The following is a 26,075-nucleotide window of genomic DNA, read 5'->3' as shown; positions in this document are numbered from 1 at the left end:
CCTAAATAGGCATGCGCCCTCGCCATGTCCATGATTCAATTGTCTGAATTGCTCGTCAGACGCTCAGCTTCCGGTCGCTGCGACAGTGGTTCTGCGCGTTCGCACTCCCCCGGCCCCTTGGCGGACAGACAGGGGTGGCGCCGCTGATCCGAGCGCAGCGCAGTCCGTCGCTCGCTCAATCCTGCGGAGCGATGATCTTCGATGGCTTCGCTCGAATGCTCTGTGCTGCATCTGGTCCGGAAGTTCGGCGGCGCGTGAGCGCCGCAATCACTCTTGACGGTTGCTATCAGATATTTTAATTTGATATCATTGCAGTCAGTCTCCGGAGGACGCCATCATGGCCGCTGTCACCATCCGCAACCTTTCCGAGGAGGCGCATCGCGCCCTGAAAGTCCGCGCGGCGCAGCACAATCGCAGCGCGGAAGCGGAAATGCGCGCCATTCTGGAGGCCGCCGTGCGTCCCGAGGGCCGGCTACAGCTCGGCACCGCCCTTTCGGAGATGAGCCGGAAGATCGGCCTCACCAATGCCGATGTCGAGGCACTTGAACATGGCCGCGACGAGCGCGCCGCTGAGCCGATGCGCTTCGAATGATCCTACTCGATACCAATGTGGTCTCCGAGGCGATGAAGCCCGAACCGCATCCATCGCTCCGTGACTGGCTCGACGCCCAGGCGGCCGAGACGCTGTTTCTCTCCAGCGTCACCATCGCCGAACTGTTGTTCGGCATCGGCGCGCTGCCGCGCGGCAAGCGCAAGGACAGGCTGGCAGCTACGCTCGACGGCGTGCTGGACCTGTTCGCGGCCCGCATTCTGCCCTTCGATACCGCCGCGGCGCGGCGCTATGCTGATCTCGCCGTCAAGGCGCGCGCGGCCGGAAGAGCTTTCCCCACGCCCGATGGCTATATCGCCGCGATCGCCGCGGCGCACGGGTTTGCCGTGGCATCGCGCGACACGAGTGCCTTCAATGCCGCCGGTCTGACGATGATCGATCCTTGGACCGTGGCCAGCTGATAGGGTGCCGAGCGGGCGCGTCACCGTAACGGCAGAAACCGCGAGGAATTGCGACAAATGCTTCCCTATCATCTGCCACGGTTCGTCCTCTGATGAGGATCGGTTCGGTACGCCCGAGTAATCCTCGAACGCGTAGGGCGAGCCACCTCACCGGAAGAGGCGGACATCCGGCCTTAGGTTTTGCCGCTCGGTAGCACGCTGCATCGCTGGGCACCGAGCAGTTTGGCAAGCCGCGCGAGACGTTCGCGAGCCCGGTCCTCGGTACGAACACAAGCGGATCGCTGTCGAGCTTTAACAGGCCTGCGTGGAGATCGGCAAAAGGGCGATGTGGCCGCCCGTTACAAGCCGATCGCGGACCCAGGGCACGCCGTGCACCTTTATTCCGATTGTGCTTGCGCGATTGCGCGGGGCCTAGTCTCGGGTGAGAAGAATACGGCCGGGTTGGCTTTCCGCAAGGCGATGCTCAGGCAGTCATTGAAGGAAGCGCCGGATATGTGGACCGAAAAGTAAGAGCGCGCGCGACGCCCTCCGCCGGAAGGTCGATCAGGATCTCCAAATATATGGCGGAGCGCCTTCCCCCCGAACTGACCGGAGCGAGAGTCGCGGCGCCGCTGATACCGGCGCCGTCGATCGCCCACACAATCGTTCGATAAGACCGCCAGGGTCTGAAGCGCGACCCGCCAGCTAGAGGTGTCCGTTGTCGTAGATGGGAAATGCTGCGGTCAGCGAGCGCACCCGTTGCTTGACGCTGGATTGAGCCTTCTCAAACGCGAGCTCATCTCCTTTCGTGAAGGCCTCCAACAGATCCGCAATCATTTCCCCGATCGCCTCGAATTCGAACCGTCCGAAGCCGCGGGTTGTCGCTGCCTGGGATCCCAAGCGGATTCCGGACGTAATGAACGGTTTCTCGGTGTCAAAGGGAACGCCGTTCTTGTTGCAGATGATGTTTGCGCCGACGAGAGCTGCTTCAGCTGCTTTGCCGGTTAGACGTTTGGTGCGGAGGTCGACGAGCAAGAGATGATTGTCGGTTCGGCCGGAGACGATCGCAAACCCTCTGGAAGCAAGCGTTTCGGCCAGTGTCTTCGCATTGCTGACCACCGATTGGGAATATTCCTTAAATTCCGGTCGAAGCGCTTCCCCGAACGCCACCGCTTTTGCGACGATGACATGCATCAGGGGACCACCCTGGATCCCGGGGAAGATCGATGAGTTGATCTTCTTGGCAAGCTCGTCGTCATTGGTCAGGATCATGCCTCCGCGCGGTCCCCGGAGAGTCTTGTGCGTGGTCGTGGTCACCACGTGCGCGTGCGGGAATGGTGAAGGATGGACACCGCCTGCAACCAATCCAGCAAAATGCGCCATATCCACCATCAAATAAGCGCCGACGCTGTCAGCGATGGAGCGAAACCGTTCGAAATCCCAGAACCTGGAATAGGCTGATCCGCCCGCAACGATGAGCTTCGGACGATGCTGGTTGGCCAAGGCCTCGACCTCGTCCATGTCGATTGTTTGATCGTCTCTTTTCACGGAATATGGCACGACGTTGAACCACTTTCCCGACATGTTGACCGGGGAGCCGTGCGTCAGATGACCGCCGGCGGCCAAATTCAGACCCATGAATGTGTCGCCTGGCTTCATGAATGCGAAGAAGACCCCCTGATTGGCCTGAGAGCCGGAGTTGGGCTGCACGTTGGCGTGAGCACAGCCGAACAGTTTCTTTGCTCGATCGATCGCCAGTTGCTCTGCTTCATCGACGCGCGCGCAACCGGCATAGTATCGCTTCCCGGGATATCCTTCGGCGTACTTATTGGTCAGCACCGATCCCTGGGCTTCGAGCACCGCGCGGGAGACGATGTTTTCAGAGGCGATCAGCTCAATTTCGTGCTGCTGCCGGGCAAGCTCGCCGCGCACGATCGACGCAACCTCAGGATCGGTATCGCTGAGAGGACTTGAAAAGAACTTCCGGTTAACAATCGCATTCATGAATGGCTTTCCTTCAGCACTCGGGAAGATTGACCGCCAATCCGCCCAATGACGTCTCTTTGTATTTTGACTGCATATCGCGCCCTGTATCGCGCATGGTCCGGATCACGACGTCGAGCGACACGATATGCTTTCCGTCTCCTCTCAGAGCCAAGGATGCGGCGTTGACTGCACTGACCGCTCCGAAGGCATTGCGTTCGATGCAGGGGACCTGAACCAATCCCCCCACCGGATCGCAGGTCATGCCTAGATGGTGTTCCATACCGATCTCGGCCGCATTTTCGATTTGCGCGTTGTCTCCTCCGAGCACCGCGGCGAGACCAGCCGCGGCCATCGAACACGCAACACCGACCTCCCCCTGGCAACCGACCTCCGCGCCCGAAATCGAGGCGTTCATCTTGAAGAGAGCACCAATCGCAGCCGCGGTGAGCAGAAACGTCCGCATGCCGTCCGCCGAACTTCCCGGGCAGTGGTCGCGATAGTAGCGGAGCGTCGCAGGTACCACTCCCGCCGCGCCGTTGGTCGGAGCAGTGACGACGCGTCCGCCGGCCGCGTTCTCTTCGTTGACGGCGATCGCGTACAGGCTGACCCAATCCATGACTTCATGCGGACTGCGCATGTTCGATCTGGCTGACGCCTCAAGCTGATCGAAGATCGATTTCGCCCGGCGCTTGACCTTCAGCCCGCCTGGAAGCTCTCCTTCCATGCTCAATCCCCGGTCGATACAGCCCATCATCGCGGCGGTGATCAGATCGAGATAATCCTCGATCTCCTCTCGGGAGCGAATAAGGCATTCGTTCGCCATCACCGTCTCGGCAATGCTGAGCTCGCGTTCGCGGCCGAATCTGAGCAGTTCCTCGCCACTTCTGAAGTCGAATGGCGCGGTGGGTCCGGATGGCTGAGATGACGAGGCTTGCGCGATCTCGTCTTCCCTGCAGACAAACCCACCGCCGATCGAACACCAGGCCTCCCCAACGACCTGTTCGCCATCGCTGTCGAGCGCGCAGAACAGCAGGGTGTTGGGGTGATGTTTGGCCTCGAGAGCGACGTCAAAGACGATATCGAGATCCGGATCGAACGACGCCCGGTGCCCCTCGCAAATCGGGATCGACTTGCTGTTGCGTACTTCGGCAAGCATGCGATCGATCTGTGCGGGATCGACCGAACTCGGCAGCTGACCCAGCAGTCCCAGCACGACGGCCTTGTCCGTTCCATGCCCTCTCCCGGTCCAGGCTAGAGACCCGAGGAGACGGACCTGCAATCTTCGAACGCTGCCGAGGCATGGGCTGCGCGAGAGCGACTGCACGAAGTCGTGCGCAGCCCTCATCGGACCGACCGTGTGGGACGACGATGGACCGATTCCGATCTTGAAGATGTCAAAGACGCTGATCAAAGGATCCCCTCACACGCGCAAATATTTCGATTTCCATATGAAGCACGCCGCGCCAGCGCCGGCGCGCCAATCACTTGCACAATCGGCGGATCAATGACGAGTATATCTCGAACGCATCCTCTATTTTCTGGACGTAGCAGAACTCGTCCGTCTGATGACATTGCGCGGCTTCGCCCGGCCCTATCACAACCGTCGCGACGTTGTTGAAGCCGGGCACGAGCGCGGAGGCATCGGTGAAATAGGGAGCACCGGCGGGCTGTGGCACCGTCTGCAATCGGGATTCGAGAATCTGCATCAGCGGCTGAATGGAGGGATCGTCTGGATCGGTTGCAAACCCCTTGAAGTCCGTGATGACCTCGATCGTCGCCTCGTCTCCGCACAGGCGCACAATGTCAGCCACCAGCGTCGCGTGCTCGTAAGCGGGAATGGTGCGAAAATCCACCGTGAAGCCGGCCGCGTCGGGAACGGAATTGATGTTTTCGCCGCCGAACGCAGTGGTCACCGAATTCGTGACACGGCCCAGCAGCGGGTGCGGTTCGATCGGAAGTTTGTGGGTCTCGATGCGGCGTATCCATTCAGCGATCTTGTATATCGCGTTCTCACCCAGTTCCGGCATCGAGGAATGAGCGGTCTTGCCCTTGGCGGTGATCCGCACGCGCAGCGAACCCTTGTGGGCGATGATCGGCAAATTCGACGTCGGTTCGGCGACGATCAAGAGCTCCGCGGACCCCAGGACGCCGCTTTTCGCGAGGTGGAATGCCCCCTCGCAGCCGGTCTCCTCACCGGCTGTGATCACCAGGGTAATGCCACGCTTGAGCGGCAATTTGCCTTCGGTCTCGGCAAGTGTCGCGGCGACGAACGCCGCAACACCCCCCTTCATGTCGCTCGCTCCGCGTCCAAAGAGCTTGCCTTCGCGAATTTCTGCCTCGAAAGGCGGCACTGTCCACGGCTTGTCTCCGAGCGGAACGACGTCGACGTGTCCCGTAAACACCAACGGGGCGAGGCCGGCATCGCCGCGTGATCGCGCGACGATCGACGGCCGCCCCGGGACGAAGTCGTGAGTCTCGACCTCAAGACCCGCGCGCGACAGCATATCCACCAGGAACTCGATGCAAGCCTTTTCCTCACCCGGCGGATTCTGCGAGCGGAACTGGATCAGCTTCCTCGCGAGCGCGACGCTACACAGTGCCATGGTTCAACTCCTCGCCCAATTGGGCGCAATCGTTACGCCCGCGAGATCGCCGAGCGCGCCGTGATCACGGCGGTCCTATGCGTACTTCCCGTTCAGTGATCCAGCACGGAATGCAGGAACGCGCGCGTGCGGTCGGACTCGGGATTGCTGAAGATCTTGTTGGGCGGCCCCTGCTCTATGATACGACCGCGATCGAAGACTATAATGCGATCGGAGACCTCGCGGGCGAAGCGCATCTCATGCGTGACGATGAGGATCGAAACATTCGATTCATGGGCGACGCCGCGCACGACGTCGAGAACTTCTCCGGCCAATTCCGGGTCCAGCGCTGAGGTAATTTCATCCAGAAGAAGTATCTCGGGTTTCAAGATCAGCGCTCGTGCAATCGCGATGCGTTGCTGCTGACCTCCGGAAAGTTGGGCGGGATAAGATCGTACCTTGTCTGCCAACCCCACCTTCTGAAGATATTCGAGCGCACTCTGCTCTGCCTGTTCTTTGGAGTGGCCGAGGACGGTCGTTGGGGCCAGAATGAGATTCTGCAATACAGTCAGATGTGGGAAAAGATTGAACTGCTGGAAAACCATCCCGCATCGACGCCGGATACGCGCTTCCTGGGCGCTTGAGAGTGCTTTGCCATGCTTATCAAAGAGTATGCTTTCTCCAAGAATCCTGATGTCGCCGCTCGTTGGCTTTCCGAGCGTCATGGCGAGGCGAAGCACAGTGGTCTTGCCTGATCCACTCGGACCAATCAGTGTGACTTTCTCGCCTGGCCGCACTTTCAAATCGAGATCCACCAGCACCCGGTGAGTCCCAAATGATTTGCAAACCTTGTCGAACTCGATGGCCCACGGGAACTGTTCCGCGTTACTCATTGATGATTGAGCCTTCGATTGAGCCATTGTCTTGCTCGACGCTGCGGCAGAGTCCTGGCTTGCGAGCGGTCCCGATGGGCTGAATTGGGTTATATTATGCATGGCGGACCTTGAATCGGTAGAGGATGTAGAGGAACGGCAAATTCATGGCCACATAGATGAGTCCCGTCAGGGTGTAGGGCTCAAGGTATCGGTAGCTTTGTTCTGCCACGACATCAGCTTGAAACATGAGGACAGGAACACCTATTGCGAACAGCCAGGCTGTGAGCCGGAACAGGCTGAGCACGTAATTGAGCAGAGCGGGAATTGACCGCCGCACCATCAACGGGATCAGGACGCGCTGCCACATGGCAAAGCGGCTCAAATTCAGCGCCACGCACGCATCGCGCAGTTCGCTCGGGATCGTGATCAAGCTGCCTCGATACACCTCGGAGCAGAACGCAGCGTAGACGATCCCTAACACGCCGATGCCGATGGGCAGCGCCGGCATCGTGATCCCGACTTCCGGCAGGACATAGAAACTGAAATAGAGCAGAACCAGGACTGGCACGCCTCGGAAGAACTCCAGCCAGAAGCGCACGAATGTCCTGCCGAGCGTGGTACTCACACTCTCCAGAATTGCGAGCAACAGACCGCCGATCAGTGCAATCGCCGAACTCGCGATGGTCACCAGAATGGTATACCAGATGCCGATCATGAGGTTCGGCAGGATCTGCTGTACGTAGTGCCAATCCCATGTCACGAGGCTGCTCCTTCGAGGGCGTCCAGGTCGGGCACAACTCGCGCTGGGGCTTGCGCGGCTCGCAACGCGCGGTTCAGCGGCAGCGCCCGCTCAAGCAAGCGAAACGCGGTAGCGCATATAAGGCACAGGATCCAATAGGTTGCGGCAAGCAAAGCAAACACGATTGCCGTCTTGAAGGTCTGGCCTCGGACGTAGTTCGCCACATAGAGGATATCTTGCACGCCGACAAAGCTGACGATTGCAGTCCATTTGACCATGTCCCTTGCCAGGCTACCGAACGCCGGCACGATCTGCGAGAGGGCCTGCGGAAAGACGACCCTGGTGAAACTGTTGAATTTGCTTAGGCCCAGCGCATGGCATGCATCGAACTGCCCGCGATGCACAGTCTCGATGCCGGCGCGTACGATTTCGGCACCGTACACAGCTCCGTCGAGCGTCAACACCAGTATCGCAGCTGTTTGGGGTCCAAAGCGCGGCATCCCTGGAATGAGCGGAAGCGCGTAGAAGACCCAAAACAACAGCACGATCGCCGAAGGTCCGCGAATGAGCTCTGTAAAGAGCATCGCGGCTGCTCGGATCGCGGCCGTTTTGGACAGCCTCAACGCACCCAGGAGAACAGCGCCGACTGCGCCGCCCAGGATCGTGATCAGCGCGATCCACGTGGTCACCCATAATCCCTGCAGGAATGCAGGCCAGTACTCCAAAACCTCACTCATGGCGGACGCAGCCTACTGGCAGCTTGGAACGAGATCGCTGGCTTTACTCACCTTGGCGAGCATCTGAGCTTGTGCATCGCCGCCTGACAGTCCGTACTTGTCGTAGAGCTTTTGAATGACGCCGCTCTTGACCATTGCCATCCTTTTCTCATCGAACGCATCGCGGAAGCTTACGTCTTCCTTGCGGAAGGCTGCCGAAGCCCCGGATACGGGCGCCTGTTCGTCCACGACCAGGTCGAGGCCCATTTTCTCCGGGTGATTGACCGCGGTCGTGCTTTCTACGTACGCGTCCGCCCGTCCATTGAGGACTGTTGCAACGCCAGCCTGGACGTCAGGCACACGCACGACCTGCTCTGGCTTCACACCGTTTTTGAGCGCGTAGGCTCCTTGAGCTGAACCATCGATCATCGCGACCTTGATGTCGGGACTTTGAGCAAGATGAGCGATGCCGGTCAGGCGCTTTGGGTTGCCTGATCGCACATACAGCGCGACGCGATAGACATAGATGGGCGCGGTGAACAAGACCGCTTTGCAGCGTTCTTCGGTTGGCGCAAGATCGGCAACGAAGTCCACCTGACGGCCCTGAAGCGCGGGAATCATGGCGCTCCACGCGGTGAGCTGAGGCTTGATCATCGGCAAGCCCAGCTCCTTGAGAATCATGTTCTCGACTTCCAAAACGGTGCCCTGCGCCTCGCCGTTCGGTGAAATCAACATGTAGGGGGGCTGTGAGGCCATTGCGACCTTGACGTCGCCAGCCTTGCGGATCGACGCCAGCAGCGCGTTATCGGTTTCAGCGAAGGCGGGACTCCAAACGAAAGTGAGCGCGAGCCCGGCGGCGAGCAGCAAACGGTTCTGTATCTCACACATGACATTCCCCTTCCTCGTTAACGTTTCCTCAAAGTTCTTTGCAGGCGGTTCCTACAGTCCGAGCTTTAGCCGTGCCGTGACCGCCCGAGAGCAGCACGTGACGATTTTTGTTGATTGCTCGGTTTCGAACAGGACCGAGTCGCGGTGATCGGCAACGCCCTCCAGCAGATCCACGACACAGGTGCCGCACACGCCCTGCGTACACAGGAACGGCGGATCCAGACCGTGCCGGCGCAACGCAGCGAGAATCGTCTCATTCGCCGCCACGGCAATGACCTCGCCCGTGCTGGCGATCTCGACCTCAAAGGGCTTGTCGTCGCCAGTCGTTACAGCGGCGGTGAAGCTCTCAAAATGAACATACTCCTTGGGCCAATTCTGAACCGCGCCTTCCACCCGCTTCATGAGCCCGGAGGGACCACAGCAATAAATGTGCACGCCATCGCTCTTCTCGATCTCTGCAACGCGCTCGACCGGCATTCCGCGGCTCGGATCTCCTCCGTCGAGGTGGAGGGTCGTGCGCGGCGCAAAAGACGGATCGGCGAGCAGTTCCAGGAACGCTCCGCTCGTTGCGTCCTTGATGCAGTAGTGCAAGTGCCAGTCTGCGCCTTGCTCGATCAGTGCACGCACCATCGAGAGGATCGGAGTAATTCCGATCCCACCGGCGATCAGCACGTGTCTCCTGGCGGACGCGGCGAGCGGAAAGTTATTTCGGGGCTGCGAGATCTGAAGTACTGATCCGCATTCGATTTGGTCGTGAAACTCGATGGATCCGCCGCGCCCATTGAGCTCGCGCAACACCGCGATGTGATATGAGTTGGGTGCTTCAGCCCCGCCAATCAGGGAATATTGTCTGACCAATCCAGAAGGCAGATGAACATCGATGTGCGCGCCCGGCGAGAATCCCGGCAACCCATCCTCCGTGCCTTCCAGGACATAGGACCGAACCCTCTCCGCCTCGGTCCGCACGTCCGCAACTCGAACCTGCAAAAGTCCATTGGGTTCAGCCGTCATGACAGCATGCCTTCCGTTCCGCCCAATTGTTCAACGAGGTCGAAACGATCCAAATCATTCACCAAATCCATGTGAACGGCGGTCATCCTGAATGCTCGGCCCGTCAATCGGGCCTGATGAGCAGCGGCTCGCCCGCGGCAGGATATTTCGGCGTCCACTTTCCGGTCGCCCGCGCGCCCGCGGACCGCGATGCTGTCGACGTTGAGGCGCCGTGCCAGCGAATCCTCGAAAGGAAGCATCGACGCGAGATCACCGTTCCGTTCGCGGGCGGCGAGACCAGCCTCTCGGACGCCAGACCATCTCTTCTCCGCTTCGCCGCGGGCCTTGCGTTGCGTTACTCTGACTGTGAGCTCCACCGACGAAATCCTTTCCTCCACGCAAATCGCAGGATCTAGTCGCCTGCGGCGCGCTTTTTCATGCTGAATTGCGGATCCTCGGGGCCGACAAGGTCCGGAATTGAGAAGCGAAATCTGCACACATGATCGCCCCTCGTCTTGAGCGACTCCCAACGGACCAGAGTCTGCGGGTGATAGGTTTGGTACAACGTCGTGTGCAGCTCAACGTCGTACAGATATCCCAAGTCCAAACCTTCGTTTCCAAACTGAGACCACACGTCGGCATACGGACAATAGACGCAATCCTGGTGCCAGGTTCCCTCTGACAGATAGCCCTCGTCCTTGAAGACCCAGGTCGAGACAAGCGGGCCGTCCCAATCAAGCATCAGCGTCTTCATATTGAGTTCGCGGCCTTCCCGAAGGTGCTTTTCGCGAAGCGCCAATCCGCGTTCGCGCCCGAAGCCGCGGACACCCTCTCGAACAAGCTGTTCACCGGCCGCGTCGTAGGCACGGATGACCTCGCGAGCAACGAACATGTAGAGTGCGCCCGCGTTGCGCGAGCTGCGACGGATCAAGGGCAGCGCACGCTCGGGGTCGGACAGAATTTCCGTGTCGATCCCGATATCGCTCCGGACCCGTCCTTTCGCATGTGATGCCAGGAAATCGACCGTGATCGTCCAGGGACCGAAGATATCCGGAGCATCACTTCTGATCGTACAGCCTTCGCTAAATCCGGCCGCCATTCCGGACATTGTTTCAGCCCAGTAGCGACGCAGCAGGTCTGCCTTGCCGAGACCGGTAAACTGCTCTGACCCGAGCATGGACGGCATGGTGACGCTCGCCTTCAGTGGCCCCCCCACGATCTCGGTCGACGCATCCAGCGTTCCCAAGACAAGATCGCCGCTGTCCCAGTTCTGCAGCAGTGCGCGGGCATTCTGATTTCCTGCGATCGCGGAGGGCGCTATGCGCAGGTTCTCCGCCCGCCACTCACCGAACTGTCGAAAGCCACGGTCGATGACCTCAAGGCCGGCTTGGCCGAGAGCGGCCTCCACCGGCCCCACCAAATTGCGCACCAGCATGAACTGCTTCTCGGTCACGTCCCGAAGAGACGCGAGAAGTCCGTCGCGGCTGGTTACATCTTCTTCGAGTCCCATCTTGCTCGTCCTTGAAGCCTAAGTGCGTATGGCCACAGCAGACCCGTGGCGCCCGTAAAGATTCCTGTCCTCAGATCGCAACTATGCGAACCGCCCGCCTCGCGCGCTCGCGCACAACTTTGCTGATCGCGCCCTGCAGTTCTTCGAAGCCTCGGCCGGCTACTCCTCAAGAGAGCACCGGCACGCAGCCTTCCTTCTCAACCGCGCTAGCGCAGACGACCCACGAGACGCCTAGATGGTCGCCTGTGGACAAGCACGTTCCGGCGCAGCGTCAACACGGACACAGAGATCAGCGCTCCCGGCGAACAATAGGCGAGCGCTGCCCAAGGGCATGCCACCTTAGTACCCACGATCCGGCTGCACCTGGTGAAGCAGCGGCTGTCCAGCGACATATCGCTTGATATTGTTGCAAAGAATATCGAGACACCGGACGATGTAATTATTGTCGTCCTGGGTACCGATATGCGGCGTCAACAGCAGGTTGGGCGTATCCCAGAGCGGGGAATCCGATGGGACCGGCTCGGCCTCATATCCGTTGACGATCGCACCGCTCAAATGGCCGTCCGACAGCTTGGTACGAAGCGCATCCCAGTCGAGCACCTGGCCGCGCGAAATAGAGGAAAATCCGGCGCCCGGCTTCATGATGTCGAACTCTTTCCGACCGATCAGCTTATGGGTCGTATCGGTCAGGGCTGCGCTGAGGAATACGAAGTCGGCGCGCGCCAGCACCTTGTGCAGCGCGTCCGGTCCGAACATCTCGTCCACGTTCTCGTGCGGCTCGCCGGAGCGGCGAACTCCGAGGACCTTGAAGCCGAGCTTCTTGGCCAAACCTGCGACAGCGCCCCCGATGGCCCCGACGCCGATGACGGCAACAGTCTTGCCCTGCACGGTCGAAATGAATTTCCGTTCCCAATTATGGTTGCGCTGATTTGTGACGTACCAGGGCATCTTGTTGTTGAGCATGAGCAGCGTCGTGAGACCGTATTCAGCGGCCACCGGCATATGGGCGCCCAGACTCTTGGTCATCACCGCTCCGGCCGGCATCCAATCAAGCGGCAGCAAGTGATCGATGCCCGAACCGATGTAATGGACATATTTAAGCTTCGAGGCGGCCGAAAGGCGCTTGAGCGGGAACGTCAGCCCCATCAGCGACGTAAATAGAATGTCGGCACTCTCGACGATGTCATCGATATCGTCATAGTCTGTGCCGATGCGAAATTCGGCCAGATCGGTCACGCCCTCGTGCTTTTTCAGAGCGGCACTCAAGCGGTCCGGAGTAACGCAATAGATTTGCGGCACAGCCGTGATGTTTGCGATGTTCACGACCAGACGACGCGATGCGTTGTTATTCATCAAAGGTTACTCCCAGATATGCTGTTCGTCGGCCGCTTGGACCGGGATCTGTTCGTGCATCGAGATTGAAATCTCGCGGACCGCTTCGGTCTCGTTCGCTACTTTGCCGTGACCTTGCCGATGACGTAGTTGGCGAAGCGATGGATGAGGATTTCCTCATCGGCATAACGGCCCGGCACGCAAAAGCGAGATCGCTGCCCTTGCTGCACAAGAGGCGCCACATCCATGTCTTCCTGCAGCACGGCCTCATACCGGTCGTAATAGCTTGCCGCCACCTCCGCGAAACCCGGTCGCTTGGTCGTGGTCTCCGGGAAACACCAATTGTGCACGAGCGCGAGCTTATTGGGCCCCTGAGGCAGATATTGGCGGTAGTAGAGATAGGTCGAGGTCAGGATCAATTGCAGATTGGGCTGAACCAGCAAATGAAAGGTGCCACTTGCCTCGCGCTCCGACAGGGTCTCGATCACGGGCAAGTCCGAGAAGGCGGTAATGCCCGCAGGGACAAAGAGGGGGAAATAAGGCCCGGTTGTCTTTGGAAATTCCGATACAGTCGTTTTGCCCGCGAGATGTTTCGTATGCACGGTGGCAACATGATAATTCTCCATCGAGTTCTCAAAATAGACCTTCCAATTACACTCGATGGTCTTCACGTGGCTGTGTGTTAGCCGCATGCTCGCAAGCTTGTAGTTCTTGACCAAATCCGGCAGGTCGCCGAGCCACTCGATCAACGGCCTGGCGTTACGGTCGAAGTTGACGAAGATGAAGCCTTCCCAAAGCTCTGTGCGATGCGAAACCAAGCCATAGTTCTTCGGATCAAAACCGGCTGCGTGATCCATTGGATCAGGCGAGCCGGGCACCGAAACCAGCTCGCCGGAAAGAGCGTAGGTCCAGCTATGATACGGGCAGATGAAAGCACGGCACTTACCCTTGCCTTGCGCAAGAATGGCGCCACGGTGCCGGCAGACTGCGCTATGCGCACGGACGACACCCTTGCCGTCCCGCACGATAACGAGCGGCTCGCCGACAATGTCGAAGCGGAAATAATCACCAGCATTAGGAATCTGCTCTTCGCGCCCGACGCAAATCCACTCCTTGGTGAAAATGCTCTCGACTTCCCGCTCGTACCACTCGGGGGACGTGTAGCAGAAGCCCGGCATCGTTGACGCCCGTTCGAAATCGGCTTGCGTGTTGGCCAGCAAGGTTGCCTGCGTGCTATTCATGGCTCTTCCCTTTCCATCTGGGGACCCAACTCACCGGGCGAGTAGCGGGAGGCATACGAGAATTTGACGCGGTCGATGCGGTAATGCATCGCCGTGAAGGCCCACGACTCACCATTTTGCAAATAGTCAGTACCGGTGCTGACCACGATCATCGTGCCGGGGGTCACCCCCAGGATCTTCGCTTCATCGAGCGAAGCCGGCGCAAACTCCAGCTCCATCTTGTGCTCGGTGATTGGCAGCTTTGCGCAGCGGCCGAACAATATTCCGGCCGGCACAGTACCGATCTTGCTCAGGTCAACGTCATCGATGATTGAATCCGGGACGTAGCGACGATCAAACGAGATCACCCTGTCCTCGACACTGCGAAGCAAGGTGACGACCGAGATTGCATCCGAACGCGTGCGCCGCAGCTTTTCCAGGACGTGACCGGGAGCATCGGCACTGCGCTCCACCGACAAGACCTCGGAGCGCATCTTGATCCCTCGCCGCGCAAAATCCTGCTCGATCGGCAACAAGGGCATCAGTGAACGCACCACCCTGGGTGGGTTGACGATGGTCCCCCGGCCGCGCTGCCGGTCCACGAGCCCACTGGTCTCCAACACCGCAAGAGCGCGTCGGACGGTGACCCTGCTGACATTGAAGCGCCGAGCAAGCTGATCCTCGCTGGGCAACAGCGAATTGAAGCCCAGACCCTCGATCTGGGCCCTCAACTCGTCGGCCACAGCGACATACCGAGCCATCATGCTTGTGTTTCCAACCCGACCCTCGACGGAGACCGGCGAGGCTCTTGTGTATACTTATATGTAAGTGCTAATCTGTAGATACTAATTTGTCAATACCAATAAGTAGACACAAATCAAGGGGGAACCACTCGCGAGGATTGGCCAGTCTGGACCAAGTCGTCGCTCGCCACTGGGCTGCGCCTCGATCAGGCCAGCAGCCGGGATGGCGGGGTCCGCGTTGAAAACCAAATTCGTGTTCGCAAAGCCCATTGAAGCACTGCGCGGAGCAGCATCTCGCACCGGATACAACTGAGGGATCTAGCCCCACCATTCAGTTGCATCAGTCGGGAAGAACAATCAGGAACGAAACGTGCGCCCCCACACGCGGACATCTGTCAAGAACACGATTTTGGCGAGCGTCTCTCTTGAGGATCTCGCTGCTATGGGGCCGTTTCTTGAGCCTATCCTGTTGCGAGAACGTCAGGTTCTGCACGAGCCAAAGAAGCCCCTCGAATACGTCTATTTCATCGAGTCGGGCCTTGTCTCCCTGAGAATTGTCGCAGAGGGGAGCATGCTTGAAACTGCGCTGATCGGGTTTCGCGGCGCGGTTGGCGCTTCATTCTTGCTCGGAGGTCATTGCTCGACCCATCAAGCCGTCGTGCTATTTCCCGGAAGCGCGCACAGAATTCATGTCGACGATTTGCGCAAGCTTATGAATGAACGCGCCGAAATCCGCGAGCAGCTCTCCCGCTATGTGCAAGCGCTGAGCCTGCATTGTGCTCAGATGGCATTGTGCGGCGTTCGGCACGACCGCGACAAACGGATTGCATCCTGGCTCTGTTTGGCAAGTGATGCGAGCGCCTCTCATCTCCTGCCAACCACCCATGACTACCTTTCCTCACTCCTGGGATTACGCCGCGCGGGGGTAACGGAGACGCTAAACCGCTTCGAGGACAAAGGTTTGATTCGCAAGGCACGCGGCATCCTGCAGATCGATGAACGCAAGCACCTCGAGCAGTGGGCGTGTTGTTGCTACAAGCTTATTTCCAATGCTTATGCGTCAACGGATGTGGCAATTCCGGCAGTGGCGCCAGCAGGTCAGCGACATCCCCAGCCCTTGTGATGCCGGTTGCACTCATTTCCGCGGCGATCAGTCGAGCCTCCAAGAGCTATAATATGGGCTTTGGCGATCGCAGCTCGCGATAGGTGTTTCTTGATCGCTAATCTCGCTCACATCCGCCGAGGAACTCCTATTGGCCTCCGCCTGCGCTTGAGGCGATCGACACCACGTCTTCCGTGGCACGGCCGGGCGTGTCGCCTTCCCAAGGCACCGAACCAAATGGCCGCTCGAGCATGCGGCGGACGCGCACAGGATCGGAACCGATGTGGAAATCGATCGCCCGCTTCTCCATCGCGCGCTCCGACTGCGTGGACCGGTTGCGCTGGCGCAAATAGTCGAGCCAGGTCGGGCAATGATATCGCTCGATCCATACCTCGGGATCGGCAATGTCGCGCGCGATCGACCAGCCGTAAGCGCCGTTGCGTTTCCGGAACAGCTGCACATCTTGCATGATGTTATGAAAAGCCCGTGCCTGCTCCTGCGCCACGCGATATTCGACTTCGACAACCAAGGGTCCGCTGCGTCCGGTCAGAGGCAGCCGTATTTTGGGATCATCCAATATCTCGGACTCCTCGCCTCGCGCTCCGACGGGCGGCATACGCAGCCAGAGCCCAAGAAGCGGTGAGACGAACATCAAGGCCGCCGCAACCAGCAGCGTTATTTCTACACCGGCGACATCGGTCAGATTGCCCCAGCCCCAACTGCCGATAGCGATTCCACCTGAACTCGCTGCCTGGTAGGCTGCGATCGAACGGCCGGCAACCCAGCGAGGTGCCGAGAGTTGTACGCCAATGCTAAAGAGCGTCCACGCCATCGTCCACATGGCTCCCGCGAGGACCAGCGCGACGGCGGTCAACACCGGCTGACGGCTCAGCGCTACCGCAGCAATCGCGCCGCCCATCGCGAGCCCGCAAGCACGGATTGCCGCCTCACCGGTCATGCATTTGCGGATCTGCGCGAAACCAAGCGCTCCGAGAATCGCTCCGAGCCCAAAGACACCAAGAAGCATGCCGTAGGTCTGTGCTCCTCCCTGCAGGAGATCGCGCACGACCAGCGGCATCAGCGCGATGACCGCGCTGCTGATGACCCCGGTCACCATGGCACGGGCCAGCACGATCTTGATCGGTGGTGAATTGGCAATGTACCGCACGCCGGAAACGATGGCGCGCCCCAGCCTTTCGGGCGGCAGACGCGATGGTTGAGCGATGCGTTTCCACAGGAACAGCGCGACCATCAGCGGCAAACAGAGGAGCGCATTCAGCGCAAACGCCGCCGCGGCACCGGCGTACGCAACCACAATACCGCCGACGGCGGGTCCAACGCTGCGCGCAATGTTGTAGCTGATGCCATTGAGCGCTATTGCCGCCGGCAACGTTTCCAATGGCGCCTGCTCCGCGACCGAGGACTGCCAAGCGGGTCCCATTAGAGCCGTACCACTACCGACGACAAAGCATAATGCCAGCAACAGGGTTGGCGTGACGAGACCCGCCCAGGCAAGTGTCGTCAATGTCGTGGCCCCAGCAAGCGCTACACCGAGTGCGATCAGCGCAACGGCGCGTCGGTCGTACATGTCGGCGATCGCACCGGCCGGCATCGAAATCAGCATGACGGGGAGCATCAGGGCAGTCTGCACCAGCGCGACCATGCCGGCTGACGACGTCATTTGGGTCATGGCCCATGCGGCACCAATCCCCTGAATCAGAGTGCCGAGGTTCGATAACAGGCTTGCCAGCCAGATGCGCCGGAAGACCGGAAAACGTAACGGCGCGGTGATCCCCTCAGCGCTAAAGGCCCGCGGTTTAGTCATATCGGCTCCTGCCTCGCCGTCTTGCTCCTGCTTAATATTCGGACAGAGTCGATGCTATTCAAACAGATGTTTTGTCGCGGATGACCAGCTTTGCGTCTCGACATGCCTTGACGATCTCGTCGCCGAATCTCCGAGCGCCCCCTCGTCGCCCCTCGAGCGACCTTCTCGCCGATACCGGTCTCTCGACTAACCGCGTCCCACGAACGGCATCTTCGTTGCCATCACCGTCATGAACAGCACGTTAGCTTCCAAAGGCAGCGTCGCCATATAGGCCACGGCGTCTCCAACCAGCTTCGTATCCATGCGCGGCTCGGAGACCTTGCGGCCGTCGGGCTGTAATATGCCATCGCGCATAGGATCGGTCATCGTGGTTGCGGCATTGCCGATATCGATTTGCCCAACCGCGATGTCATACATACGGCCATCCAGGTTGGAGGCCTTGGTCAGACCGGTGATGGCGTGCTTGGTTGCAGTATAGGCCGAGGAAAACGGCCGCGGCGCGTGCGCGGAGATCGAGCCGTTATTGATGATGCGCCCCCCGCGGGGCTTCTGGTCCTTCATGATGCGGAAGGCGTGCTGGGTGCACAGGAAAGGACCGGTGAGATTGGTATTGACCGCGGCCTGCCACTGCGAAAGTGGCAGATCCTCAAGATTCACCGGCGGCGCGCCCACGCCGGCATTGTTGAACAGCATGTCGAGCCGGCCATAGGTTTGCTTCACTCTCTCAAACAGGGCCGCGATCGCGTCCGGACTGGCCATGTCAGCCGTCACGACCAGACTTTTACCAATATGCTGGCCGAGCTTTTGGGTTTCCTCCAGCATCTCCGGGCGGCGACCGACGAGCACGACGGTAAAGCCCGCGCCCATCAAAGCTAGCGACGCCGCACGTCCAACGCCGGTCCCTGCGCCGGTCACCACTGCGATCTTGACTGTTTCAGTCATAGCTTCTCTCCGCTTTGGTCTTTGTCTTCGTTTTTCGATGAAAACAATTGCGGCAACATACCATTCCCAGGTGCGCCCAGCACAAGCACACCAACGGAATCAGATCCACCAGGTTCGAACCACTGATTTGATCCGGTTGCTTTGATCTAACGCTGATCATGCTTCATACACGGCTGATCGTGTGCGGCCGATCGAGGGAAGGCGCGACCGGTTCATCTGCATAAGGCGAAGCATTTCCTGCAGCATTGTCAAAGAGGCAGAGTCGCTGCTTCCGCCTGCCGCGCTCGGTGTTTCAATTCTGATGCTCGCGACGTTCACGTAATGCTCGTGGCACAGATGGGCGAACGACATGTCAGTCCTATGCTGTCCGAAAGCTCCGCAAGACAGCGTGGAGGAGCTCGACAGCTCGTAGGCCGCCGGCGGGCATGCCGGCGGCCCTACAGGAGGTCAACTGAGGAGAGACCCACCTCCTGGTTGCTGGTTTGACTAAGTCTCAGAAGTTATGCTGGGCCCAGAGCTGGAGCGCAAAGCTGCCCTGATCCTTCAGCTCATACACCCCCGCCGGTTTGCCGATACCCGATTGCAGCGGCAGGACCACCGTGCTTCCGCCGGCGTACTTCTGGTCCAGCAAGCCGTAGGTGACTTCCGCTCCGAAGGTCAGGTTCTTGACCGGCGTCCAGGTGGTTTTTGTACCGACAACGGCATAGTTGAAGTCGGGATTACAGCCGGCAAGCCCGCTCGAAAGCGAGAGAGTCGCAACGAACGCACCGCAGATGTAGCTCTTCGCATTGCCATTATAACGCACCGCGCCAATGCCACCGAACACACTGCTGGCCCAATATGCGTTCCAGTTGTGGTTATAAGCGCCGTTGCCGCCGAACGTCGTCGTCAACTCCTGGCCCGAGCCCGCGATGAACACCGAGTCAGAAATTCCGCCAATTCCGAGGCTCTGGTACGCGCCCGGCACGTTGGTCCCGCTGTACCTTGCGTAGGTGCTGAACATATAGGGGTTGAAGACATAACGGCTTGCACCGTTGGCGTAGACCGCAGTCAAGTTGATCGAGTCGCCAGGACCGGTCGGGATGTTTTTGATGGACAATCCGAGCTGAGCAGCCCAACCCCATTTGTCGTCCGGATGACCTGTCAGCTCGGTTGCCCCGTAATAGGCGGCGTGATTGTCATGGGCCGCAACCGACGCCTGGAAAAGACCCCAGGATTGGTCGACACGAAGCGCCGCGACGAAGTCGGGAGCGACGGTACCGGCGATGTCGTTGCCACCGTAAGTACCGGTCGCGAGGCCGGCAGCGCTCGCCGCGCTCACATTCCAGATATTGGTTGTGCTATGCTGGACCTGATCTTCAGCCGAGACAGAGAACGTGACGCCCTGACCGAAGTTGGCAGTGTAGGCCACCTGGTTAACTTGGTCGAAGCCGGTGCTGCCAGGCAATTCGCTGAAGTTGCCTGGATATTCCATCCAAGGCGTAGCGAACTGCGAAGCCACCTTACCGAAGGTAAAGCCAGCAAACTGAATAAAGGCGTTCCAGACGCCCACCGTACCACCAGCAACAGCTCCCGGGTTAGCATTGTTAGGCGCCGTAACACCGCCGATCGATTGGTAGACAGTCGAGCCATTTCCTAGCCCGCTATAAGTCCCCGACGTCCATTGAAACACGCCAGTGAAAAAGGTACGAACGGTGCCGTACTCCGATGCGGTGCGCGTATCAATGTTGACGAGTTCGCGGGCACGGTACGTATAGTAGTTGGTGAAGCGGTTCGCGGCACCACCCGCACCAGAATCGGGATTGAGACCGAGACTGTTCGAGTTGAAGTCGGCCCAGGCACGCGTATAACCACCGAGTTTGATGCACGTGTCCGTGCCCGGGATGTAGTAAAATCCCGGCCCATACAGCGAACAGACCTTAACGTACTCGATCGCCTTTGCTTTGATCGGCAGATCTGCGGCCTGCGCCGCAAAGGAGATCAGGCCCACGGCCGAACTGAGCAAAAGGCTCTTCATAACCCTCATAATAGTCCTCCAAAATGCTCCCCCCGAAGTGGCTGATCACTCCTCAGAGCGACCAGACACCTCCCGCCCCCAACCATTCTCGACTTGCGGGGCCCCGTAGAAAGATCACTGATATGATCCAGCGACGTTGCAGCGCGGACGACTCCGCCGCTCGCGCAAGTAGGTTGCCAGATTGCCCCGAGAAAGGTGGAACAAACTCGGTGCGAAACGGACCACCGCGCAAAGGCGCTCGACCGTAGTGTTACATTAGCGTCACAACGGTACGTTTCGTACCAAATTACGCATCTGGCCAAACCGATCGAGAAGGGCCTTCTTTCAGAGGCTATCCGGAGTGCCCGGCGGAGCGGCGCCTCGCGCCGACTGATTGCGTCCTTGGCGACTAGTCTAGAGGAAGCGCCTTACGTTGCGAGCTTCGGTTTCTCAGGTCCGGCCGGGAAGCGATGCGGGAGTTGGACTACGGCTGACAGTACGCAAGCTCGACGGGTCCTTGAGGGGCGGTCGACGGATTTCGCCCATCGTGCCAACGAGTCTAGGTGCCCGTGCGGTGATCGAAGTCTCGAGGCAGGCGAAGCCACCGAATCCAAAATCGACGTTGCGCGTGATCCCGAGCATCGGCAGTTGCAAGCCTACCTGCATGCTAGTAGCAGACCAAAGAGCAATTTCTCCTGCTCCTCGCAAAAGCTCTATCCAAGTTCACGCCGCCTTCGAGCGGACGCCGCATGGGCCGCGCTGCAGGATTCCGCCTGAACCAGTCCTGGCGGTCACCAGCTCCGTCTTAGCGTCGACAATATGCTTTGGCAGTTTCAACTGAGTGACTGTTTTGGGCGAAGCTATGATGTGCGTCCTCCCGGAGATGACCTGCTGCCGACTAAAAAGACGATCCGACGAAGACGCAGAGCCAAACGGCTTTTTTTGGCATAAAAGACAAGCAGCCAGATCGCCGCTATGTCTTGGGCGCTCAACATTCTCGACAGTCTCAAGTGCTCGGTTTATAGCGCGACAATCTGGCTGGGAAGCCGTATTGCCTCATGGAGGAATGTTCCCGAAGACGCGATCGTTGCCTCATCTATCTTGCTCCCGAGAAGACGGAGGGTCGGTACGGCGAGGCCAGTCGTGGAGAGCTGGCCGGGGTTGCGCAACGACAGGCCCCCCGTACCGGGAGCGGCCGCTGTCATCGCGCAACCTGTGCCTCGTCGAACCGCTCCGCATGATCCGCCGATCAAAATAGCAGCGCGCTTGCCTGCTCGCTACGCCTGGATTTGAGGCGGCGCTGAAGCGTTCGCAGCAGCTTATCCGGGTAAGCGCCCGCATATTCCGCCTGTAGCCTTGTCAGGAACTCGGCGCCGGTTCGCCACGGCTCGGCCTTGAACCACTCCTGCGGCTGCGGGGGGCGCCTGAACGAGCGAATCAGGGCGACGGCGATCTCGCTTCGCTTTGAGGATCGGCCGGTCCGTCGGTCGAGATGCGCCCTCTTTCCAAGTCGGGCCGCAGCAGCAATCGAACCACCCGCCGGCTTCACATCGGCGAGGTCGGCCAGACCTTGCTGCGCGGCCCCGATGTCGCGCAGCAACGCGACCGGGTCCAAGCTGACGCAGATTTCCTGCAGCCGGTCCCGAACCGCATCGGGGGTGCGTCGGTCGGCTGCCAGCCGCTGATGCGGCGTCGTCGGCGCACTATAAGATTTACGGACGGGTGCGCCATCGCGCTGTTTTCCGATCACCTTGAACGACGGCTGGAAGAAGTTCACGAACAGGCGCACTGAGCGATAGAGTTCTGCGAGCAACGCAGCCGCCTCGAGCCCCTCAAACCGCCGATAACCAACCATGCGTCGGACCACGGCTCCGTTCTTCTGTTCGACAAACGCCTGGTCGTTCTTGCGGTAGGGTCGGTAACGCGTGAACACAATGTTCGCCAGCTCACAATACGCTTTCAGCGTCTCGTTTATGGACACGGAATCATTATCGGTATCGATGCCCTAGAGCAAAAACGGCAGCTGTCGCCGAAGTTCACACGGTGCGCAGGAGCGCTCACGTCCTGCTTCGTCGTGAAGGCTGGCGCCATGGCCAGAACAAGATGCGACGCATCTTCGCGAGTTGGGTCTGCAATTACGCAACAAAACGCCCAAGCGCCGGGTCAAGGCCAAGCTGCGCGATGATCGCAGGCCGGCCACACGATCCAATGAGACCTGGTCGATGGACTTCGTCCATGACCAGTTGGCGAGCGGACACAAGCTTCGCGTGCTTACGATCGTCGATACCTTCTCCCGCTTCTCGCCGGCGCTGGGACCACGGTTCTCGCGCACGGCGCGGGTTACGTGACTCATTATTTTGCCTATCGAAAGCGGGCTGCGCATCTGCGGAGGTGACGATGTTTTCACCTCACGGGAGATTGCTCTCGCCGCAGGTCTTTCGGCGAGGAATTATGGTTTCCTTGTCGACGAAAAGTTGGCACCGCCCGCGCTCGAACCAGCGGCCGATGGACGGTCCGGAAAGCAAACTCTAGCACGCCGAGGCGATGGCCAGACGGCGCTGGTCGGCGCGCTGCACGCGGCCGAGTTCGAATTGCTGGTCTCCGCTCGGGTCAAGGATCGCACAAATCGTGAACTGAATCGCAGCGCGGAAAGTCAGAGTTGATATTGGCATGGATGCCTCTCCAAGGCGCCAGCTGGAGATCTGCAGTTTTGGGATGCAGCAGTGTGAGTTGGCCCGCCGTCTCGAACTTGATGCGCACGCGCACCGCTGGGCACAATTCGTCGTTGAACAGCCCATCGCAGCACAATGGGCGGCGCCTCTGTTCGTCCCTGCCGACGTGGACGTTGAGGAGAGCGGGACCTAGTTTTCTTTTTCAACAGGTGCGAATTGCGTGCAGAATTCGCCGCCTCCGAAAGGCGGTCTCGAGAGATTGCGATTGCATCCCATACGACGTTGAAACGTTCGGTCGCGCTGATCGCTGGGATGAATAGTGCCCCGATGTTCTGCATGCGCCTTCTGATCTCGATTGATCGCCCTTCCAGTTCTTGCCGTCGCCTTATCCCATTTCCCTATGAGCTCTTGGGAAATACTCTCGAAGTTGGCGAGTGAGATAGCTTATAGTCGCGTGATGCGGGTACGAAGGGGGCCTTCTCGGTGCACGATAGTTCGGTGGAAAGAGCCAGATGGCTCCGCGATTTGCTGCGCTTTCTGCCTTTGCGTAGCCAATTCGTGCTCTCGGGCAACACCCGCGACCTCCAGATGCATGAGGTCGTTCCAGGCGAGGTGACCGCAGCGCCGCTATCCAGGGTCCTGCCGGACGTTTTAAAGGCAGCTGGTTATGCGCAGATCGCATGGTTCGATCTTCTGAATGGATTTCGGGAGATCGAGCCGGCGGACGGAAGCTACCTCACGCGATTGGGTCTGATAGCGACGGGCGGCACGGCGGCAGGCGGCATCGACCTCCTGTCGACGACGCTTGAACGTCACGTCGCAACTGATGGGCAGCCCTCCGTCCTCATCGTCGACTTCGCCTCCAGACTGGTCGCGCGAAACGAGGCATTGTCACCTGCCGAGCACCAGCTTTTCTCCCGTGCGCTGATCCTCTCGCATGCGGCGCGTGCCCGTCCGGCGGGCGACAAGCGGCTGCCCTTCTTCAATACGGTGGTTTGGATCGTCGACAAGGAGGGTGATCTGCCCGATTGGTTCCTGATCGGAAACCCGAAAGTCAGACACATCCCGATCGGACGACCGGATCATCTTGCCAGAAGAACCATGATCCGCTCCCTCGTCCGGGGTCTGCCGGGTGCCCAGAACGCGGAACAATCGGCATTGGGTAAGTGTACGCAAGCGTTCGTGGACGAGACGGAAGGCCTTCTGTTGCTGGACGTGAGCGCGGTCGCGCAGCTTGCCCGCAGCGAAGGCGTCCAGTTCGATCGGATTGGCGACGCCGTCCGGCGCTTCAAAGTCGGCGTGACCGAGGATCCCTGGCGCAAGATCAGCCGCGACAAGATCAGCTCCGGTGAAGAATTCGTCAAACGACGCGTCAAGGGACAGTCTCACGCCGTCACGCATATGCTTGATATCGTCAAGCGGGCGGTGACCGGGATCGGACAATCGCCGCGGGGCGGCCGACCAAGAGGCGTGGTTTTCCTGGCTGGCCCAACCGGCGTTGGCAAGACGGAACTTGCGAAAACGATCACGAGCCTGCTGTTCGGCGATGAATCTGCCTATATCCGCTTCGACATGTCCGAGTTCAGCGCGGAGCATTCCGATCAGCGGCTGATCGGCGCACCTCCAGGCTATATCGGATACGACGTCGGAGGCGAGCTGACGAACGCTATTCGTGAGAAACCGTTCAGCGTCGTCCTGTTCGATGAGATCGAGAAGGCTCATCCGAGGATTCTTGACAAATTCCTGCAGGTTCTCGACGACGGCGTCCTCACCTCCGGACGAGGCGATCGTGTCTATTTCTCCGAAGCCTTCATTGTCTTCACGTCGAATTTAGGCATCTACGTACCGGGGCCGTCCGGCGAGAGAATTGCCAACGTCACGCCCGAAGAGACTTTTGATGCCGTACGCAGCAAGGTCCGAAGCGAGATCGAAAGGCACTTCAAGCAAGTCCTCAACCGGCCCGAGATATTGAACCGCATCGGAGAGAACGTGATCGTTTTCGACTTCATCCGCCCCGAGGTCGCAAACGAGATATTCGATTCAATGGTCGACAATCTGCTCAGGGAGGTCAACTCGCTGGGCTATGACGTGAGTTTGACCGCGGCTGCGCGCGAGGTGCTTCGCGGCCTGTGCCTAAATGATCTTTCCAACGGCGGCCGAGGCATCCGCAACCAGGTCGAATCTCACCTCATCAACCCGCTATCACGGGATCTGTTCGATCGCGGAGCGCAAGCCGGACGCAGATACCGGATCGAAGAGGTTCGACCCGGGCCATCGACCACGATCGATCTCGTGAGCGAGCAGCCTTCATGAGCACGATGGTCAATCTATCGCGCATCCATTTCCCGATCACCACCTTGGGACCCGGCCGGAGGATCGGAATCTGGTTTCAAGGCTGTTCGATCCGTTGTCCAGGATGCATCTCCATGGATACATGGGTGCAGGGACGCGGAACGACCGCCGTAGACGAAGTCGTCCAGACGGTTGCGCCTTGGCTTTCGACGGCGGACGGCATCACGATTTCGGGTGGAGAGCCTTTCGACCAGCGCGAGGCCTTGTTCGATCTTTTGGTACGGCTTCGAGCTCGAACGGATGCGGACATCCTCGTGTTTACCGGCTACCCATGGACCGCCATCTGCGAAGCGCTCGCGACTTCGCCATCTGTAATCGACGCGATCGTCTGCGGGCCGTTCGATATCGATGAGACGCAAACCCTCGCGCTTCGTGGCAGCGACAACCAGGAACTGCACCTCATGACGCCTTTGGGCCGCGCTCGGTTCGCGAGCTTCGAGCGGCGGATGGACGAAAGAGACCGCAGCTTCGACGTCATGTTCGACGACAACGGAGACGTCTGGCTTGCCGGCATTCCCGCGCGCGGCGACTTCAGACGGCTGCGACATATTCTCGAAGGCGGCGGATCGACGCTTGGAACTTCGGAAGACACCCGTTTCCCATCTCTTTAAGAAT

At 59.5% G+C, this 26,075-nt stretch carries 22 protein-coding genes and 2 pseudogenes; 7 read left to right on the top strand and 17 right to left on the bottom strand.

Annotated features, from left to right (window positions below):
• Positions 1-337: 337 nt before the first annotated feature.
• Together AAFG13_RS36405 and AAFG13_RS36400 are read left to right on the top strand one after the other, a co-directional pair.
• Positions 338-592 (top strand): plasmid stabilization protein, encoded by a 255-nt coding sequence (locus AAFG13_RS36405; RefSeq protein ID WP_342709861.1) that lies wholly within the window; start codon positions 338-340, stop codon positions 590-592.
• Positions 589-1,011, top strand: a complete 423-nt coding sequence (locus tag AAFG13_RS36400) for a type II toxin-antitoxin system VapC family toxin (RefSeq protein ID WP_342709860.1) — start codon at positions 589-591, stop codon at positions 1,009-1,011. Before AAFG13_RS36405 ends, AAFG13_RS36400 begins: the two co-directional genes overlap by 4 nt.
• 684 nt (positions 1,012-1,695) lie before the next feature.
• Here AAFG13_RS36400 and glyA read toward each other — a convergent pair.
• From glyA to AAFG13_RS36335, 13 genes are all read right to left on the bottom strand, one after another.
• A complete protein-coding gene (gene glyA / locus AAFG13_RS36395) occupies positions 1,696-2,994 on the bottom strand; it encodes a serine hydroxymethyltransferase (RefSeq protein WP_342709859.1) in 1,299 nt (432 codons plus the stop codon).
• A gap of 13 nt (positions 2,995-3,007) precedes the next feature.
• Complete coding sequence (locus AAFG13_RS36390; protein ID WP_342709858.1) at positions 3,008-4,387, bottom strand: L-serine ammonia-lyase; 1,380 nt, start codon at positions 4,385-4,387, stop codon at positions 3,008-3,010.
• A 70-nt stretch (positions 4,388-4,457) separates the two neighbouring features.
• Positions 4,458-5,579 (bottom strand): M20 family metallopeptidase, encoded by a 1,122-nt coding sequence (locus AAFG13_RS36385; protein ID WP_342709857.1) that lies wholly within the window; start codon positions 5,577-5,579, stop codon positions 4,458-4,460.
• 92 nt (positions 5,580-5,671) lie between these two features.
• A complete protein-coding gene (locus tag AAFG13_RS36380; RefSeq protein ID WP_342709856.1) occupies positions 5,672-6,478 on the bottom strand; it encodes an amino acid ABC transporter ATP-binding protein in 807 nt (268 codons plus the stop codon).
• 67 nt (positions 6,479-6,545) lie between these two features.
• Entirely contained in the window at positions 6,546-7,193 is a 648-nt protein-coding gene (locus tag AAFG13_RS36375; RefSeq protein ID WP_342709855.1) for an ABC transporter permease subunit, read from the bottom strand.
• The gene (locus AAFG13_RS36370; protein WP_342709854.1) at positions 7,190-7,909 is read right to left on the bottom strand and encodes an amino acid ABC transporter permease; all 720 of its coding nucleotides are present in this window, start codon (positions 7,907-7,909) and stop codon (positions 7,190-7,192) included. The genes AAFG13_RS36375 and AAFG13_RS36370 overlap by 4 nt, the downstream gene beginning before the upstream one ends.
• Positions 7,910-7,921: 12 nt before the next feature.
• Complete coding sequence (locus AAFG13_RS36365) at positions 7,922-8,776, bottom strand: transporter substrate-binding domain-containing protein (protein WP_342709853.1); 855 nt, start codon at positions 8,774-8,776, stop codon at positions 7,922-7,924.
• Between the two features lie 51 nt (positions 8,777-8,827).
• Positions 8,828-9,787, bottom strand: a complete 960-nt coding sequence (locus AAFG13_RS36360) for a PDR/VanB family oxidoreductase (RefSeq protein WP_342709852.1) — start codon at positions 9,785-9,787, stop codon at positions 8,828-8,830.
• Positions 9,784-10,143 carry a hypothetical protein gene (locus AAFG13_RS36355; protein ID WP_342709851.1) on the bottom strand — a complete coding sequence of 120 codons (360 nt, stop codon included), beginning with the start codon at positions 10,141-10,143 and terminating at the stop codon, positions 9,784-9,786. The genes AAFG13_RS36360 and AAFG13_RS36355 overlap by 4 nt, the downstream gene beginning before the upstream one ends.
• A 35-nt stretch (positions 10,144-10,178) precedes the next feature.
• On the bottom strand, positions 10,179-11,276 hold the full coding sequence (locus AAFG13_RS36350; protein WP_342709850.1) for an L-2-amino-thiazoline-4-carboxylic acid hydrolase: 1,098 nt from the start codon (positions 11,274-11,276) through the stop codon (positions 10,179-10,181).
• Positions 11,277-11,615: 339 nt separating this feature from the next.
• On the bottom strand, positions 11,616-12,629 hold the full coding sequence (locus AAFG13_RS36345) for a D-2-hydroxyacid dehydrogenase (RefSeq protein ID WP_342709849.1): 1,014 nt from the start codon (positions 12,627-12,629) through the stop codon (positions 11,616-11,618).
• 98 nt (positions 12,630-12,727) lie between these two features.
• Entirely contained in the window at positions 12,728-13,849 is a 1,122-nt protein-coding gene (locus AAFG13_RS36340) for an aromatic ring-hydroxylating dioxygenase subunit alpha (RefSeq protein WP_342709848.1), read from the bottom strand.
• Positions 13,846-14,592, bottom strand: coding sequence for a GntR family transcriptional regulator (locus tag AAFG13_RS36335; RefSeq protein ID WP_342709847.1), 747 nt, complete (start codon positions 14,590-14,592; stop codon positions 13,846-13,848). Before AAFG13_RS36335 ends, AAFG13_RS36340 begins: the two co-directional genes overlap by 4 nt.
• Before the next feature lie 349 nt (positions 14,593-14,941).
• On the opposite strand from AAFG13_RS36335, the gene AAFG13_RS36330 reads away from it, so the two are divergent.
• Complete coding sequence (locus tag AAFG13_RS36330) at positions 14,942-15,694, top strand: Crp/Fnr family transcriptional regulator (RefSeq protein ID WP_342709846.1); 753 nt, start codon at positions 14,942-14,944, stop codon at positions 15,692-15,694.
• 127 nt (positions 15,695-15,821) lie between these two features.
• Here AAFG13_RS36330 and AAFG13_RS36325 read toward each other — a convergent pair whose 3' ends face one another.
• The 4 genes and pseudogenes from AAFG13_RS36325 to AAFG13_RS36310 all read right to left on the bottom strand — a co-directional run.
• Positions 15,822-17,498 carry an MFS transporter gene (locus AAFG13_RS36325; protein ID WP_342709845.1) on the bottom strand — a complete coding sequence of 559 codons (1,677 nt, stop codon included), beginning with the start codon at positions 17,496-17,498 and terminating at the stop codon, positions 15,822-15,824.
• A gap of 186 nt (positions 17,499-17,684) precedes the next feature.
• Positions 17,685-18,440: an SDR family oxidoreductase gene (locus AAFG13_RS36320; RefSeq protein ID WP_342709844.1), complete on the bottom strand. Its 756-nt coding sequence runs from the start codon at positions 18,438-18,440 to the stop codon at positions 17,685-17,687.
• A gap of 493 nt (positions 18,441-18,933) precedes the next feature.
• Positions 18,934-20,466, bottom strand: coding sequence for a porin (locus AAFG13_RS36315; protein WP_342709843.1), 1,533 nt, complete (start codon positions 20,464-20,466; stop codon positions 18,934-18,936).
• A 1,219-nt stretch (positions 20,467-21,685) separates the two neighbouring features.
• Positions 21,686-22,474 (bottom strand): annotated as a pseudogene (locus AAFG13_RS36310) (ISNCY family transposase); the annotation flags it as partial.
• A 20-nt stretch (positions 22,475-22,494) separates the two neighbouring features.
• Between AAFG13_RS36310 and AAFG13_RS36305 the strand changes: the two are divergent.
• The 4 genes and pseudogenes from AAFG13_RS36305 to AAFG13_RS36290 form a co-directional block, all read left to right on the top strand.
• Positions 22,495-22,763, top strand: a pseudogene (locus AAFG13_RS36305) (IS3 family transposase); the annotation flags it as partial.
• A 30-nt stretch (positions 22,764-22,793) separates the two neighbouring features.
• Positions 22,794-23,099 carry a hypothetical protein gene (locus tag AAFG13_RS36300; RefSeq protein WP_342709841.1) on the top strand — a complete coding sequence of 102 codons (306 nt, stop codon included), beginning with the start codon at positions 22,794-22,796 and terminating at the stop codon, positions 23,097-23,099.
• A gap of 534 nt (positions 23,100-23,633) precedes the next feature.
• Positions 23,634-25,421 carry an AAA family ATPase gene (locus tag AAFG13_RS36295; protein ID WP_342709840.1) on the top strand — a complete coding sequence of 596 codons (1,788 nt, stop codon included), beginning with the start codon at positions 23,634-23,636 and terminating at the stop codon, positions 25,419-25,421.
• A complete protein-coding gene (locus AAFG13_RS36290; RefSeq protein WP_342709839.1) occupies positions 25,418-26,071 on the top strand; it encodes a 4Fe-4S single cluster domain-containing protein in 654 nt (217 codons plus the stop codon). The genes AAFG13_RS36295 and AAFG13_RS36290 overlap by 4 nt, the downstream gene beginning before the upstream one ends.
• Positions 26,072-26,075: the final 4 nt, after the last annotated feature.

The organism is Bradyrhizobium sp. B124 (assembly GCF_038967635.1).
Classification (GTDB): Bacteria; Pseudomonadota; Alphaproteobacteria; order Rhizobiales; family Xanthobacteraceae; genus Bradyrhizobium.
The sequence above is the reverse complement of the archived record's forward strand: the minus strand, read 5'-3'. Positions and strand labels throughout refer to the sequence as shown.